The sequence below is a fragment of the Acetobacter fabarum genome, from assembly GCF_040702925.2.
Classification (GTDB): domain Bacteria; phylum Pseudomonadota; class Alphaproteobacteria; order Acetobacterales; family Acetobacteraceae; genus Acetobacter; species Acetobacter fabarum_B.
In genome coordinates this window covers 256692-271971 of record NZ_JBFCXX020000002.1, presented here as the reverse complement: position 1 = coordinate 271971, position 15280 = coordinate 256692, and the positions used below count along the sequence as shown (strand labels likewise).

Genomic DNA, 15280 nt, shown 5'->3' with positions numbered 1-15280 from the left:
ATTCGAAACATCTGTCAAAACGCATATCAAAAGATATACCAACAAACTCAGGTCATCCACAGATAACCGTCAGTCCATCCAACCAAAACCAAAAGGCCTCAGTCAGAAAAACACGCCGTCAGCATATCCCTCTCTATCTCATATTCTCTTGTCAAAGACCAAAAGAGCCAAAAACCTTAGCAGAAACTTCCGAAACCGCCAAGATCACTTCGTCTCGGTGAAGCAGCTTCTATACCCACAAACACTACACCGTCAACAGCAGAAATCAAAAAAAATGACATTTTTCTTTCAGGTCGATTTTACCCATATCCTCCGTATGAAACAGGCCTCTGCCTGCACCATCAGGCACCCACGAAAACACGACAGAAAACGCACGGATCGGAATCGTAAAAAACCGCCCTGCCTCCTGAAGGCAGGAGAGTTTCACCCCATCATGTCAACACAATTTGTTACTTTACGTTTCCATATATCTTCTATGCACGGGATACCGCCCTTTCCAGCAGTACCCGTAAATCTCTCGCATCCAAAATACCCAAGAAAGCCACCAGCATCCCGATAACGCTACCATTTTAACGCTCTGGCAACCTCACGGTTCCTGATGTTCTGGATCATACGCCCCCCTGTCTGGGCGACCGCCTCAGTCATTTGATATGAAAACACGCCCCCTGCGGGAACGACTATCTGAAAATTTCCATAGTTCGTTGAATTTAAACAAGAATATCTATTCTGGCTGACTTTATTATAAAAGACTGCATACTCCAGTCACGCCTCCACCTTCTACGCTGCGAACTCCTGCCATTGCAGGGGGAATATGCACGAAAAAGGGAGTGATCTGCCTTCCCTCTCTACATGATACTTTTATAAATCCACAAAAAGACTATATACGCCTGACGTTCGACCTTTCTGGGGGACGAACTTACTGCGCCGGTTGGCGCCGCCGCATTTTTTGATTTTCTTCGAATGGCCAACTGATGAACCTTATGAACCCAGCCTCTGCCCCCACCACGGAAGCAACACTCCAGCCACTTCCCTCCGCGTCTGGGCAACCGCGCCGTTATGGTGATTTTGCGACTTTTCCAGATGCGCTGGATTATGCTGCACAGGGTACGGCCGGGTTTAATATCTATTCAGGCAAAGGCACGCTGCTCGAAGCGCTGCCCTACAGCGTGCTGCGGACACAGGCTATTGAGACCGCAAAACGCCTGCTTGGTATGGGGCTACAGGCAGGTGACCGCGTGGCCATTGTCGCGGAAAGCGATGGCGACTTTGCCCGCATCTTTTTTGGCTGCCAGTATGCGGGCCTTGTTGCAGCGCCCCTCCCCCTGCCCGTCGCGTTTGGTGGCAAGGACGCTTACCTGACTACCCTGCGTGGCATGATCACCAGTGCGCAGGCCAGCGCAGTGGTGATTCCGGCCATTATTGAAGGCTGGACCGATGACATTGTAGAAGGTCTTGGTCTGGTTTTTGCTGGCTCCCCCAGCGAACTGATGGCCCGCCCCGTGCCCGATGTGGAACTGGGCACGGTGGACCCCGATGCGCTTTCCTACCTTCAGTTCTCTTCTGGCAGCACCCGCTTTCCCATGGGAGTCTGTGTCTCCCAGCGTTCGGGTATGGCCAATGTGGCCGCCATCGCGCATGACGGGCTGCAGGTCCGCGAAACCGGTGATCGCTGCGTTTCGTGGCTGCCGCTTTACCATGACATGGGGCTTGTAGGCTTCTTCCTGACTCCCATGACATGCCAGTTGACAGTCGACCTGCTGCCGACGCGTGAATTTGCGCGCCGCCCCCATGTCTGGCTTGACCTGATCAGCCGTAACCACGGCACCATCGCCTACAGTCCATCCTTTGGGTATGAACTGTGCGCCCGTCGCCCGGCGGCTCCCGGTCTGGACCTGTCCCGCTGGCGGGTTGCCGGGATTGGGGGTGACATGATCCGCGCCCATATCCTGCAGGAATTTGCCGAGCGCTTTGCCCCGGCCGGGTTCAACGCCAAAGCTTTTGTTGCCAGCTACGGCATGGCCGAAGCAACGCTTGCCATCAGCTTTGTCCCGCTCGACACCGGAATTGAAACGGATACGGTTGACCTGTCCCTGCTGGAAAGCAAAGGGATTGCGCAGGCTCCGGCAAACTCCGGCACACCGTCGCGCACCTTCGTCGTGTGTGGCAAAGTACTGCCCAAGCATGCCATGGAAGTCCGCAACCCCGACGGCGTTGTGCTGAGAGACCGTGAGGTTGGCACCATTTACGTCCGTGGCCCGAGCCTTATGTCCGGCTACTTCCGCATGCCCGAAGAAACCTCACAGGTGCTGGATCAGGATAAGTGGCTGAACACGGGTGATCTGGGCTACATGCTCAATGGCCAGATTGTGGTCACAGGGCGCGCCAAGGACCTGATTATCATCAACGGCCGCAACATCTGGCCGCAGGATCTGGAATGGTCGGCTGAAACCCACATTCCCACCCTGCGTAGCCGTGACGTGGCTGTTTTTTCCCTTGAAAAAGACAATCAGGAAGAAATCGTGGCGCTGATCCAGTGCCGCACCACCAACCCCGAAGCCCGTGAAGCCCTACGCGCCGAAACGGCCAGCCTGTTCCGCAGACTGCATGGGGTTGATGTTATGGTTGTGCTGGTTCCCCCTCATACGCTGCCGCAGACCTCTTCTGGCAAGCTGACCCGCGCCAAAGCCCGCACAATGTATGTGAACGGCGCTTTTGCCCAGCAGCCCGAAGTCGCCTGAAGCACGGGAGAAAAGGCGCCTGTGAGTGAGAGGCTAGTCAAATCTGGTTTTTTCTCTCATAAGGCGGCCACGGCGGGCGGAAGCTCGGCTTGATATAAATGCCATAAAGGATGAAGGACCCGACATGAGCGAAACCGTTGAAAGCGTTTCCGCGCTGATCATCCAAAAGCTTCTTGCCAATCCCAAAGTCCCGCGCGACATCGACGGCAACTGCAAGATCATGGAAGATCTGGCATTTGACTCTCTCGCAGTCATGAACTTTGTCATGGAAGTGGAAGATAGTCTGGACGTCTCTGTTCCGCTCGACAAACTGGCGGATATTCGCACGATCAATGATCTGGCCGCCTGCATTGTTGACCTGAAGAACAAAGGGTAAACGTGGATGACGTCACTGTTTTCCAAATTCGAGGGCCTTGCGGGCGCTCTGGGCTCTGTTGTGGCGGCTGGCGGGCGCAACCCGTTTGCCGTTGTCATTGAAAAGCCGGTTTCCTCCACTGTCGGGATTATAGAGGGGCGTGAAACCCTGCTCTTTGGTACCAACAACTATCTGGGTCTCAGCCAGTCCGAGCGCGCCATCAAGGCCGCACAGGCAGCGGCAGAAACCTGTGGTGTTGGCACAACCGGCTCCCGCATTGCCAATGGAACACAGTCGCTCCACCGCCATCTGGAACGCAAGATAGCTGACTTTTTCAAACGGCGGGACGCCATGGTGTTCTCCACCGGGTATCAGGCTAACCTTGGCATGATCTCCGCCCTGGCCGGGAAAGACGATTATCTGATTCTGGATGCCGACAGCCATGCCAGTATCTACGATGGCAGCCGCCTGAGTGCGGCGCAGGTGATCCGCTTCCGTCATAACAGCCCGGATGATCTGTACAAGCGTCTCAAGCGGCTGGATGCACCCAACAGCGCCAAGCTGATTGTTGTGGAGGGCATTTACTCCATGACCGGCAACGTGGCCCCCATGGCCGAGTTTGCCGCCGTCAAGCGTGAAACCGGCGCATACCTTATGGTGGACGAAGCCCACTCCTTTGGTGTGCTGGGCGAGCACGGGCGCGGTGCGGCCGAAGCCGAAGGTGTGGAAGCGGATGTTGACTTTATTGTTGGCACTTTTTCCAAAAGTCTGGGCACGGTTGGCGGTTACTGCGTATCCGACCACCCTGAGCTGGAACTCGTGCGCCTGAACTGCCGCCCTTACATGTTTACTGCCTCACTCCCCCCGGAAGTGATTGCAGCAACAGGGGCTGCTCTTGAGGACATGATTGCCCAGCCAGAGCTGCGCCGCCAGCTTATGGACAATGCCGCCCACCTGCATGCAGGCTTTACCAGACTTGGCCTTAACGCCAGCAAGCGGGTCAGCCCGGTTATTGCCGTAACGCTGGAAACGGTCGAGCAGGCCATTCCCATGTGGAACCGGCTGCTTGAGCTTGGGGTTTACGTCAATCTCAGCCTGCCTCCGGCAACGCCGGATTCACGCCCTCTGCTGCGCTGCTCCGTTATGGCAACGCATACAGCGGCACAGATTGATCAGGCCCTTGCCATTTTTGGTCAGGCTGCCGTGGAGTGTGGTGTACCGCTCCAGCCGGAAGCCACGTAACATTACGCACCCTGCCTGAAGGCCCCTTGCCGCCAGAGCCTCCACAGCACTGGCGGAGCGGCCAGCAGCGGATGTTTTTCCGCAAACGGGCTAAGGGTAATGTTTATTCCGCTATGCCGCCGGATTTTCCACACGGCATAGCGGGCACTTCCTTTAAATGTATAAACCGCCTTGATCAGGCGCAGGATATTCAGCGGGCGCCCCAGCCGCGCTCTGAGTCGCCATTGGCGCTGGGCCTTGTTTTTCTGTTCAGCAGTGAGCAGGGGCAAGACCTCCCCTCCCTCCGTTCTGAACGGTATGCCCGCAGCCTGCCAGCACGGGAGCAGACTATGCTCGTACCGCTCCAGATTGGCGTCAACCAGACTGCTGCTTCGCTGCCCGTTTTCAACGCGTAACTCTGCTTTGTAGGTACTGGCATACAGAGCATCCCAGAATGCTCTGTATGGAGCCTTGAGCGGACCAAGAAATGCCGCCCATTTTGCCGCCGTGACATTGGCGCGCACGATGCAGTGGGTAATGGCCTGCGCAGCCTGTGCGTTGTTACTCCAGACCAGCCTGACAGGCTGGGAGAACCGCGCCCAAACCGTGGTGTTCAAAGTGGAAAATCCGGTCAGTTCATGCAGTTGCGCCAAGGTAAGAATGGCAATTTTGGCGCGCATGGCACGGCCTGCCACTCCGAGTTCCTGATACTCCACATTGGGTGGCAACACCGCATTGGCCGCACAGGCCAGAGCGGAGCGCGGCCAGTCTGACTGCCGGCTGACAATAATGTAGAAATCGAGCAGCGTGTCTTCATCAAGACCGGCCCGCAGGCCCGATCCATAAAACAGAACCCCCAGAGGCCGCACGTGCCCCAGCATCTGTTCCACAAACAGGGTCACTTCCGGAGCAACGGGAAGAGCCAGTTCCTGCGCCAGCATATGTGTGATCTGGTCAACGGCCTGCCTGCGGGTTGTCTGCTCGGTATTAGCCATGTGTATCAGCCATTACGCATAGAGGAAGGAGACGGGCGGACCTGCCTGAATGGTAAAATCCGTCTTGTTGCCCGGTTCCAGAATCTCGCCGTCCAGCACAAAACTCTCGTTTGTCTGCATCTGGAGGGTTTGTACGGCACCACTCTGGTAAGCAGCGGAGCAACGCAGCCACTCCGGAGCCTTGCCACGCAGCAATGTCCACACCGCCCGCAGAAGAGAAGGCGGATATGCCGCCACGTCCAGATAATGCATGCCATTGCACGACGCACCACCGGCACGCCAGAACGGCCAGACACCGTAGGGCAACGTGTTCAGCGCTGTGCAAAGTACCATAAAATGATTGTGCACACTGCTGGCCTTGCCATCATAGGTCAGACGCGCAGCAGCCCCTGCCAACCAGCCATCGCGCTGGCGGGGAAGCAAAAGCTGCATAACTGTCATGATCAAAGTTGCTATAACCGCCATATCATGCGCGTAACGGTTGAGAACCGCAGGCTGGTGCGCAATGCTTATACCCCGGCCAAAAGCCCCCATGCCGCCAAAAAAGCCAAGAACTTCTGCTCCCTCATACCCCGTACGCAGCACAACCAGCGGGTGACGCTGCTTGACCTTGTGCATCGCCTGCCCCGAGCGTAACTCGGCCTGCAGGCAACGCAGCGCCTCCGCCCCACGTTTGCCATATCCGACATCCGCAGCGATCAGGTTGGTATTCCCCGATGGAATAACGGCAACAGGCGGCCACTCTTCCGGCGGCCAGCCAGAAGCATGCAGAACGCTCAGAACCTTACCAACCGTACCATCTCCCCCATCCACCACAATGCAGGAGGGCCTGTGTGTACGCAGTTCCTCCACAACGCCCTGCAATGCGGCATACGTGTCTGGCGCATAAAACAGGACATTGGGCAATGCCTGAATACTCTGGAGGTAGTCTGGGCCATTCTTCAGGTTTTTACAGCTGAACGGATTATAAATAAGGGCTAGATGATCGGGCACTCACGTACTCTATAATGCACAAGTTGCTGGTCGGTGCTTTTGCCCCGGCTCGGCTCAGTGGTATAAAGAGCCAGCGCGCGCTTGTCACATTTTGTACGCTGGCGACGCCTCTGACTGGAGACCTGATTTTCTTGGCCAGCGTTCTTCTTGCCCATTTTTCCGACCCACATCTACCTCTGGCTGGCCTGCCCACGTGGCGGGAATGGCGTTTTAAACGCGTGTTGAGCCTGTTAAGCTGGTTTTACCGTCGCAGGCATCTGCATACCCCGGCACCGCTGTTACAGGTCATGCAAGACATCAGGCAGGCTCACCCCGCACTGGTCGCCATTACAGGGGATATGACCAATCTGGGTCTCCTGTCCGAATTCCGGGCTGCGGAACATTGGTTAAAAGAGCAGAATCTTCCCCCCACGCTGCTTGTGCCGGGTAACCATGAAGCTCTGATACGGGAAAAAAATCTGGAAAAACGCACCCTGTGGGCACCGTGGCTCCATATGGGTGAGAATAGCAGGGCCCCCTCCGTTCTTGTGCAGGACCATGTGGCCCTGATCGGGGTGAATACGGCAGTGCCCTCCCTCCCCTTCATGGCAACGGGCAGAACGGGCGGGCGGCAACTGGAGCTTTTGGGGCAGACACTCAGAACACTCGGCGAATCCGGGTTATGCCGCGTTGTGCTGCTCCATCACCCGCCGGTCGCCCATCTGGTCCAGAACCGCAAGGGCCTGACGGACCTGAACATGCTCCAGGACGTCCTGCGCCGCGAAGGAGCGGAACTGGTGCTGCATGGCCACTCCCACCTTGCCACGGCATGCACCATTCCGGGCACTTCCATTCCTGTTCTGGGCACGACCTCGGCATCCCACATTCCCAGCAGCCCCCGGAAAGCGGCGGGCTGGAACCGGATAACCATTACCGCCCAGCCTGACACATGGGATATTACCGTGCAGCGCAGGGCACTTGGTACGGATGGTTTTATGCACGACAGTGAGGCAGGCAGAATTTACTCACTGCATCGCCATTTACCAAAAACCGCAGTATGACGTTTTCCATGCTGAACGCGCCCGCCATCCGCCGCTTTATCCAGTGGCTCCGGCCTACAACGCTTGATCGTTACCTGATCAATCAGGTTATTCCGCCCTTTACCATTGCCTTGGCCGTGGTCATGACGGCGCTTCTGCTTGAGCGCCTGCTGGTTCTGTTTAACCTGCTGGCGGAAGGCAACAACAATCTACGCACGTTTGTTGAACTGCTGACCACCCTGCTCCCCCATTATCTGGGGCTGGCCATACCCGCCGCCCTTTGCGTGTCGGTTTTTGCCGTCATGCGCCGCATGAGCCAGAATGAGGAGATCGACGCCACCAACAGCAGCGGTCTCTCCCTTTTGCGAATCACGCGGCCCTATATCCATCTGGGGCTGGGGCTGGGTATTATTTCCTTCCTGCTTTACGGGTTTATCCAGCCTCATGCACGGTATGACTTCCGGGCCGCGTTCTATTTTGCCAGCCACACCGGCTGGTCCCCGCGCCTGCAACCACGCATGTTTGCCCGCCCCTCCTCTGACCTCACGCTTGTTGCCGAGGAGGTGACCCAAAGTGGGTCAGAGCTGAAAAACGTCTTTATCCACGATACATCAGATCATCAGGAACGGAACATTACCGCCCGCACGGGCCATATCCGCATCGCCTCGGATGGCAGTACCGTGCAGCTTGAACTGGAGGACGGTGTCATCGTCTCGGATTCGGGCGATAAACCTCCCAGTCTGATAACATTCCAGCACTCCACCCGCTACCTGACCCACGCCTCCCAGACCACTCCCTTCCGCGAACGCGGAGACGATGAGCGTGAACTCACATCCCCTGAACTGATCAGCAAGATTGTCCGTCAGGATGGTAGCATCTCGCAGCCGCATATGTGGTCGGAGCTGCATTTCCGTCTTGCCCGCAGCCTGACCATTCCCTTTATTCCGCTCCTTGCAACCGCACTGGCCATGGCCCGCAAGCGCCAGCGCAACAACACGGGCCTGCCCATTGCCTTTATTCTCATGATCGGTTTCGACCATATCCTGCAGTTCGGGCACAGCATGGTTGCAACACGGCAACTCTCCGTGCTGGTCATATGGGCCCCAACCTTTGTGTTTATCACTCTGTGCGTGACGCTGCTCCTTTATCGCTCGGGCACATTTCTCCTCTGGCGTGCGCGCTGGGCTCTGCCAGCCAGAACCCGGCAGGCATAAAGAAAACCGCATATGAGCAAACCTTCACCCAATCCGCGTTACGTTCTGCTGCGCTACCTGTCCGGGGCCCTACTTTTTCGTGTGGTATTTTGCTGTTGCGTGCTGGTCAGCATGCTGGAAATTCTGGCACTGCTGGAACAGACAACCCCCATCCTGCAACGGCATCTGGGTCTTCAGGGGATTTTCAACTACGCCTGCATGCGCCTGCCTTTCCTGCTGTCCGGGGCACTCCCGCTCAGCACGCTCATTGGTGCGTTGCTGATGCTGACGCAGATGACCCTTGCCAGCGAAATAGCCATTCTCCGCGCGGCAGGCCTGTCTACACTCGGGTTATACAAATATCTGGTGCCCGCAACTTTACTGCTCGGACTGGCAGGTATTGTACTGGACGATCAGATAACCCCCCGCTCCGAGCAGGCGCTGGCCGCCTGGTGGAATCGCACCGACCCCTCCCCGGAGGATGGACATTCCTTCTGGTTTCATGAAGGGACCAGCTTGGTCCATATTGGCCATGTCGCCGATGGTGGCAACATACTGGGCACGGTTGATGTGTACACGCGTGACGCCAACCATATGCTGAGCAAGACCCTGCATGCGCAAACAGCCCACTACAGCGGCACCCACGGCTGGACCCTTTATAACCTGGAAGGGCTGGACGTGGACCTCAAGGACCAGAAGGTTGACCGTCTGGACCATCAGGCGGACATGCCGTGGCACACGACTCTGGCGCCACAGGACTTTATTCGCCTGTCTTCGGGGAATGCACCACTGTCCACCACCACCATTCTGGGCATGCTGCGTGGGCAGCTTGCCTCGGATTCCAGCCCGGGTTTCCTCCGGGCCGGGCTGATCGAACGGTTCCTGCGCCCGGCGTCTCTGCTGGTTCTGCTGTTGATCGCAATGCCAGTAATCTATATCCCTCCACGAACGGGGACACGCAGTTGGTTGCCAGTATGGTGTCTGGGCGCTGGGCTGCTGTTTATTGTTGTACAGGGACTGCTGCGGGCTATGGGTAATGCCGGTCTGCTCCCGCCTCCGGTTGCAACAGTTCCCACGTTGATCATCTTTACATTGGGATCACTGACTGTGCTCCTGAGGAACGAAACACGATGAGCGGAACTCTGAACAACCCCTCCCTCAAGACTGGTCGCAGTTTTGACCTGGGTAAAATGGATCTCCGGCAGCTGTGGATCGCCTATCTGACGTATCCAACCATTCTGCTGTACTTTGCCCTTGCCATTGCCAGTGCGTTTGTCTCTGCCCATTTTTTTGCAGGCTGGCCCAAAACACTCAGCGCCATACTGGCTGTGGTGTTTGTCTACCCCATAGTGTGGTACATGCTGCACCGCTATGTTCTGCACGGGCACCTGCTTTACAAAAACAAATGGACCGCCGGCCTGTGGAAGCGCATCCATTTTGACCACCATCAGGACCCGCACCTGCTGGATGTTCTGTTTGGCGCGCCGGTTACGACCCTGCCCACCATTGCCGTAATTACCCTGCCCATTGGCTACCTGATCGGTGGCGTTGCCACGGCAGCAGCCGCCTTGAGCACTGGTATTGCCATTACCTGCATTTACGAGTTTTTCCACTGCATCCAGCATCTGAACTACAAGCCCCGTTCAGCCTGGATCCAGCGCATGAAAGCCCGCCACGTGCTGCACCACTTCCATGACGAAGATGGTAATTTTGGCATTACCAGCTTTGTGGTGGACCGGGTTCTGGGCTCCTACTACGTGGACGCCAAGGCACGCCCGCGCAGCCCGACCGTGTTCAATCTGGGATATGATGTTGAACAGGCCTCGCGCTACCCCTGGGTCATGAAGCTGACTGGCGCTCCCCCACGCGACCGGCCCGATGGCGCCCGCCCGGATCAGAAACGCACAGCATGAACACACCCCTCGCCATTACCGCTCTGGTGCTTGCCGGAACACGCCCCGGCAAGCCGGACCCCGTTGCTGTTGCAGGAGGTGTCTCGCACAAGGCACTTCTACCCATTGACGGGGTTCCAATGGTTGTGCGGGTGGTTCACGCCCTACAGGCCGTGCCCGCCATTACCCGTATTGTAGTCTGTCTGGAAGACCCGGCTATTCTGGCCGGGATTTTACCTGACACTGTGCAGGTTGTGACATCCCGCCCCGAAGGGCCAAGTGCCAGCGTACTGGACAGTCTTGCACATTTTGGCACCCCGCTGCTGGTAACCACAGCAGACAATGCCCTGCTCCAGCCTGAATGGGTGGAGGAACTGCTCCACACCGCTGCCGATAAAACCGATATTGCCGTCGGTGTCGCCACCCAGAGCAGCATCCAGCAAAGTGTTCCCCAGACCAGGCGCACCTATATCCGACTGACGGACATGGTGTTTTCCGGCTGCAATCTGTTTTACTTCAAAACCGCTGTTTCGGCCCGGGTGGCCGATCTGTGGCGCAGTGTGGAAAAAAACCGCAAACACCCTCTGCGGGTCGCATGGACTCTTGGGCTGGGCATTCTGCTCCGCGCGGTCACCGGGCGGCTATCCACGCAGGCCCTGTATGCCCGCATTTATGCCCTTACCGGCGCACAGGCCGAGCTGGTTCCCCTATCGGATGGGCGCGCGGCTGTGGATGTGGACAAGGAAGCCGACATCCTTCTCGCCCAGCAACTTGCACCTGTGCTGAAGGCGCAATACGGGCATTAACCAAACCGGGCCGGGTGCCGGAAAGCCCCGGCGTCATATCTTCAGGCAGGCATAGCCCGATCCAGCAGGGCCGGGATATCTTCCATACAGGGGGCTGATGCCTTGGCCCTACGGGCCAGTTCTGGCGCACCATAACCCCAACCTGCGAACACAAAGGGACAACCCGCCCCTTCGGCCGCCAGATAATCAGGCGGCATATCTCCCACCATCACACTGCTTGCCGCGCTCCCTCCGGCCTGTGCAATTGTGCCCAGCAGGTGCCGTGCATCCGGCTTGCGGGCAGCAAAGCTATCCCCTCCGCCCACGCTAGCGAAAAGGGAGGTTAGCTCAAAATCCGCAAGAATACGGCGTGCCGCTTTTTCCGGCTTGTTCGTGCAGACTGCAAGCAGCCACCCTTGCGCCCGCAGGCTGTGCAGGGCCTCCTCCGTACCGGGGAACAGGCGGGACAACCGGGTGGCACGGGGCGTGTAAGCCGCCATAAAACGGCTGACCGCCTCCTCCGTGGAAAAAGGTATGGCTGGGGCCGTCCCGCTTTCTTTTGCTTTTTGCTCCACGCTGGCGTGCAGGGCCCGTTCCACCAGTACCTGCACGCCGTTGCCGATCATGCCGCGCACCTGTGTATCGGACAGCAATGGCAAGCCACATTGAGCCAGAATTTCGCGGCAGCATTCCGCCAGATCCGGCAAGGAATCCAGCAAAGTACCGTCCATATCGAACACAGCCAGACGCAAAGCAGACATTCCGTTCCTCCGCCTCGTAAATATTAGAAAACTTTTATGATACTGGCATGGAGTTTTTCCATAAGCGAGATGTTTGACACACGCCGGAGCTTGGCTTACCGCATCATTTATGACGTCTGATCCAGCATTCCGTCCTGCCACAGCGGTTCTTCTGGCCGCAGGGCTAGGCACCCGCATGAAATCCTCCCGCCCCAAAGCCCTGCAACATCTTGCGGGCGGCCCCATGCTGGCCCACCTGCTTCGCAACGCGGCCGAGGTCTTTGATCGTCTGGTTGTGGTTATCGGGCCGGAAATGGCAGATGTGGCGGACGTTGCCGCCCCCTACCCCGTAGTCATCCAGCACGAACGGCTTGGCACGGCCCATGCGGCTCTTCAGGCGGTACAGTGGTTTGGTGATGGCGATGTGGCCGTTCTGTACGCAGATAACCCGCTTATTTCTGCCCAGACCTTGACCGCTCTGCTGGATGAGCGGCGCAAACCCGATGTCGGTCTGGCCCTTCTGGCCATGCGCCCGGCAGACCCAGCCCGCTACGGCCGGGTGGTTACCCGCGCAGGCAATGTGGAACGCATTGTGGAATGGTCGGATGCAACACCCGAGGAGCGCGCCATAGACCTGTGCAACGCGGGTGTTTTATGTGCCGATGCCGCAGACTTCCGCCGCTGGCTGAAAGCTGTAGGCAATGACAACGCCAAAGGTGAGTTCTACCTGACCGATGTGGTGGATCTGGCTGTGGCCGAGCACACACAGGTTCGTGCGGTTGAGGCCGCGGAGGATGAACTGCGTGGAGTGAACTCCCGCAGCGAACTGGCTCAGGCCGAAGCCGCCCTGCAAAAGCGTCTCCGCCAGAACGCCATGGACAACGGGGTAACGCTGGTCGCCCCCGAGACAGTCTTTTTGGCGACAGACACCCAACTAGCCGCCGATGTGCTGGTCGAACCCAATGTTGTGTTCGGCCCCGGCGTTGTTGTGCATGAAGGTGCTGTTATTCGCGCCTTCAGCCACCTTGAAGGGTGCGAGGTGCATTCGGGCGCAGTCATTGGCCCATATGCCCGCCTGCGGCCAGAAACTATAATTGGCGAAAACGCGCGGGTTGGCAATTTTGTTGAACTCAAAAGTGCCGAGCTGGGTGCGGGTGTTAAAGTCAACCATCTGTCCTATCTAGGAAATACACAGGTTGGCGCGCAGTCCAACATCGGGGCCGGGACCATTGTGTGCAACTATGATGGCGTGTTCAAACACACCACATCCATCGGCAAAAATACGTTTGTCGGCTCCAACTCCGTACTGGTTGCCCCTGTCGAGATTGGTGATAACGCCCTGATCGCAGCAGGCAGCACCATTACAAACAATGTGCCGCAGGATGCGCTGGCTCTGGCGCGCGCGCGCCAGACCACCAAACCGGAACGTGGCAAACTGTTCAAAGACGCCCTGAAGGCAAAAAAGGAAAACGGCTGATGTGCGGAATATGCGGCGTTGTCGGGTTACGCCATGCAACCCCCATTGTGCTCGAAGGCCTGCGCAGGCTGGAATACCGTGGGTATGATTCCGCAGGCATTGCCACTCTGGTAGATGGGCGCGTAGAGCGCCGCCGGGCGGCTGGCAAGCTGGATAATCTGGCCAGACTGCTGGAGCAGAACCCCCTCGCGGGCAAAACCGGCATTGGCCACACACGCTGGGCCACCCACGGTGCCCCCACCACCTGCAATGCGCACCCCCACGGCACAGCCCGTGTGGCCATTGTGCATAACGGCATTATTGAAAATTTTGAAACCCTGCGTAAGGAGCTTGAAGCCGCCGGTCAGGTGTTTGAAACCGAAACCGACAGCGAAACCATTGCTCTGCTGGTGGATTACCATCTGCAACAGGGCCAGCCCCCCAAGGAAGCAGCCCTTAAAGCACTCAAACGTCTGGATGGCGCATACGCCGTTGCCATGATTTTTGCAGGGCATGAAGGGCTCATGATCGGGGCGTGCAACAACGCACCACTCGCCGTAGGTTTTGGGGATGATGAACTGTTCCTTGGTTCGGATTCCCTCGCACTGGCTCCCCTGACCCGCCGCATCACCTATATGGAAAATGGCGACTGCGTGGTGATTACCTCGCAGGGCGCCGAGTTCATGACCTTTGATGGCACGCCCCTTGAGCGCCCGGTGCAGATTACCGCCCTGACCGCAGGCTCCATTGGCAAGGATGGCTACCGCCATTACATGGAAAAGGAACTGCACGAACACCCTCTGGTCATCGGGCAGACCCTCCAGCGCATGATCGACCCGGCAACGCGCAAGGTTGTGCTGCCAGACCTGCCGTTTGACCTTGCCACGGTGCCCCGTGCGGTCATAACCGCCTGTGGGTCGGCTTTTTACGCCGGAATGGTTGGCCGCTACTGGCTGGAAGAAATTGCCCGCCTGCCGGTTGATATTGATGTCGCGAGCGAGATGCGCTACCGCGACCCGCCCCTGACCGCAGGTTCCCTTGGCCTGCTGATCTCCCAGTCCGGGGAGACAGCGGACACGCTGGCAGCCCTGCGCAGCCTGCGTGAAAAAGCCATCCACATTCTCTCTGTTCTCAATGTGGAACACAGCACCATGGCGCGTGAGAGCGATGTGATGCTGGGAACCGTGGCGGGCCCGGAAATTTCAGTTGCCTCCACCAAAGCCTTTACCGCGCAGCTGACCGTACTGGCCTGCCTGACCATTGCCACCGCCCGGGCCCGTGGCACACTGGACCCTTTGAGGGAAGAAGAACTGGTCGCAGCACTCATGGACCTGCCGAGCCGTGCGGCGGAAGTGTTCAATCAGGGGAATGCCATCCGGCACATGGCAGCTATTGTAGCCGAAGCCCGCGACGTCCTCTACCTCGGTCGGGGCAGCATGTTCCCCGTAGCCATGGAGGGCGCGCTCAAGCTGAAAGAAATTTCCTATATCCATGCCGAAGCCTATGCGGCGGGGGAAATGAAGCACGGACCCATCTCCCTGATTGACCGCACCGTACCTATTGTTGCCAGCGTGCCTTCCACACCGCTGTTCGACAAAACCCTGTCCAACCTGCAGGAAGCAAAAGCCCGTGGCGGCCGCCTGCTGGTCTTTACCGACACGCAGGGAGCAGAACGTGTTTCCGCCATTGCCGAGCAGATTGTAGTGCTCCCGCGAGTGCACGATTTTGTAGCACCAATCCTGCAAACCATTCCGGTACAGATGCTGGCGTATGAGGTTGCCGTGCTCAAAGGGACGGATGTTGACCAGCCGCGCAATCTGGCAAAATCGGTAACGGTGGAATAACCATGCTTTAAAAGCTGGCTCCTTTATCATCAGGGAGCCAGCCTTTATT

14 protein-coding genes are annotated in these 15280 nt (G+C 57.8%); 11 read left to right on the top strand and 3 right to left on the bottom strand.

The window, feature by feature from the left end; translation table 11 throughout:
• The 4 genes from AB2L51_RS03665 to spt all read left to right on the top strand — a co-directional run.
• A partial coding sequence (locus tag AB2L51_RS03665) for a hypothetical protein (RefSeq protein WP_400920745.1) occupies positions 1–221 on the top strand: 221 nt, incomplete at its 5' end.
• A gap of 750 nt (positions 222–971) precedes the next feature.
• Positions 972–2738 (top strand): fatty acyl-AMP ligase, encoded by a 1767-nt coding sequence (locus AB2L51_RS03660; protein ID WP_395581248.1) that lies wholly within the window; start codon positions 972–974, stop codon positions 2736–2738.
• Between the two features lie 124 nt (positions 2739–2862).
• Positions 2863–3114 (top strand): acyl carrier protein, encoded by a 252-nt coding sequence (locus AB2L51_RS03655; protein WP_025826198.1) that lies wholly within the window; start codon positions 2863–2865, stop codon positions 3112–3114.
• A 6-nt stretch (positions 3115–3120) separates the two neighbouring features.
• Positions 3121–4335, top strand: a complete 1215-nt coding sequence (gene spt / locus AB2L51_RS03650; RefSeq protein WP_395581249.1) for a serine palmitoyltransferase — start codon at positions 3121–3123, stop codon at positions 4333–4335.
• A gap of 2 nt (positions 4336–4337) precedes the next feature.
• Here the strand turns inward: spt and AB2L51_RS03645 are convergent, their stop codons facing one another.
• Positions 4338–5309, bottom strand: coding sequence for a hypothetical protein (locus AB2L51_RS03645; protein ID WP_395581250.1), 972 nt, complete (start codon positions 5307–5309; stop codon positions 4338–4340).
• Between the two features lie 12 nt (positions 5310–5321).
• Complete coding sequence (locus AB2L51_RS03640) at positions 5322–6302, bottom strand: diacylglycerol kinase family protein (protein ID WP_395581251.1); 981 nt, start codon at positions 6300–6302, stop codon at positions 5322–5324.
• Positions 6303–6433: 131 nt separating this feature from the next.
• Here AB2L51_RS03640 and AB2L51_RS03635 point away from each other — a divergent pair, with 131 nt between their 5' ends.
• The 5 genes from AB2L51_RS03635 to AB2L51_RS03615 are packed head-to-tail and all read left to right on the top strand — an operon-like array spanning position 6434 to position 11212.
• Entirely contained in the window at positions 6434–7342 is a 909-nt protein-coding gene (locus tag AB2L51_RS03635; RefSeq protein WP_395581252.1) for a metallophosphoesterase family protein, read from the top strand.
• On the top strand, positions 7339–8535 hold the full coding sequence (locus AB2L51_RS03630; protein ID WP_395581253.1) for an LptF/LptG family permease: 1197 nt from the start codon (positions 7339–7341) through the stop codon (positions 8533–8535). The genes AB2L51_RS03635 and AB2L51_RS03630 overlap by 4 nt, the downstream gene beginning before the upstream one ends.
• Before the next feature lie 12 nt (positions 8536–8547).
• Positions 8548–9648, top strand: coding sequence for an LptF/LptG family permease (locus tag AB2L51_RS03625; RefSeq protein WP_395581254.1), 1101 nt, complete (start codon positions 8548–8550; stop codon positions 9646–9648).
• Positions 9645–10427, top strand: coding sequence for a sterol desaturase family protein (locus AB2L51_RS03620; protein WP_166112191.1), 783 nt, complete (start codon positions 9645–9647; stop codon positions 10425–10427). Before AB2L51_RS03625 ends, AB2L51_RS03620 begins: the two co-directional genes overlap by 4 nt.
• Complete coding sequence (locus AB2L51_RS03615) at positions 10424–11212, top strand: nucleotidyltransferase family protein (RefSeq protein WP_395581255.1); 789 nt, start codon at positions 10424–10426, stop codon at positions 11210–11212. Before AB2L51_RS03620 ends, AB2L51_RS03615 begins: the two co-directional genes overlap by 4 nt.
• A 41-nt stretch (positions 11213–11253) precedes the next feature.
• Here the strand turns inward: AB2L51_RS03615 and AB2L51_RS03610 are convergent, their stop codons facing one another.
• Positions 11254–11952 carry an HAD hydrolase-like protein gene (locus AB2L51_RS03610; RefSeq protein WP_395581256.1) on the bottom strand — a complete coding sequence of 233 codons (699 nt, stop codon included), beginning with the start codon at positions 11950–11952 and terminating at the stop codon, positions 11254–11256.
• A 109-nt stretch (positions 11953–12061) separates the two neighbouring features.
• On the opposite strand from AB2L51_RS03610, the gene glmU reads away from it, so the two are divergent.
• Together glmU and glmS are read left to right on the top strand one after the other, a co-directional pair.
• Positions 12062–13408 (top strand): bifunctional UDP-N-acetylglucosamine diphosphorylase/glucosamine-1-phosphate N-acetyltransferase GlmU, encoded by a 1347-nt coding sequence (gene glmU, locus AB2L51_RS03605; RefSeq protein WP_395581257.1) that lies wholly within the window; start codon positions 12062–12064, stop codon positions 13406–13408.
• The gene (glmS, locus tag AB2L51_RS03600) at positions 13408–15231 is read left to right on the top strand and encodes a glutamine--fructose-6-phosphate transaminase (isomerizing) (RefSeq protein WP_395581258.1); all 1824 of its coding nucleotides are present in this window, start codon (positions 13408–13410) and stop codon (positions 15229–15231) included. The genes glmU and glmS overlap by 1 nt, the downstream gene beginning before the upstream one ends.
• Positions 15232–15280 lie beyond the last annotated feature (49 nt).

Bases quoted from the DNA above. Each gene is read 5' to 3' on its own strand.
- AB2L51_RS03660 (WP_395581248.1), top strand. From the start codon at position 972: ATGAACCTTATGAACCCAGCCTCTGCCCCCACCACGGAAGCAACACTC.
- AB2L51_RS03655 (WP_025826198.1), top strand. From the start codon at position 2,863: ATGAGCGAAACCGTTGAAAGCGTTTCCGCGCTGATCATCCAAAAGCTT.
- spt (WP_395581249.1), top strand. From the start codon at position 3,121: ATGACGTCACTGTTTTCCAAATTCGAGGGCCTTGCGGGCGCTCTGGGC.
- AB2L51_RS03645 (WP_395581250.1), bottom strand. From the start codon at position 5,309: ATGGCTAATACCGAGCAGACAACCCGCAGGCAGGCCGTTGACCAGATC.
- AB2L51_RS03630 (WP_395581253.1), top strand. From the start codon at position 7,339: ATGACGTTTTCCATGCTGAACGCGCCCGCCATCCGCCGCTTTATCCAG.
- AB2L51_RS03625 (WP_395581254.1), top strand. From the start codon at position 8,548: ATGAGCAAACCTTCACCCAATCCGCGTTACGTTCTGCTGCGCTACCTG.
- AB2L51_RS03620 (WP_166112191.1), top strand. From the start codon at position 9,645: ATGAGCGGAACTCTGAACAACCCCTCCCTCAAGACTGGTCGCAGTTTT.
- AB2L51_RS03615 (WP_395581255.1), top strand. From the start codon at position 10,424: ATGAACACACCCCTCGCCATTACCGCTCTGGTGCTTGCCGGAACACGC.
- AB2L51_RS03610 (WP_395581256.1), bottom strand. From the start codon at position 11,952: ATGTCTGCTTTGCGTCTGGCTGTGTTCGATATGGACGGTACTTTGCTG.
- glmU (WP_395581257.1), top strand. From the start codon at position 12,062: ATGACGTCTGATCCAGCATTCCGTCCTGCCACAGCGGTTCTTCTGGCC.
- glmS (WP_395581258.1), top strand. From the start codon at position 13,408: ATGTGCGGAATATGCGGCGTTGTCGGGTTACGCCATGCAACCCCCATT.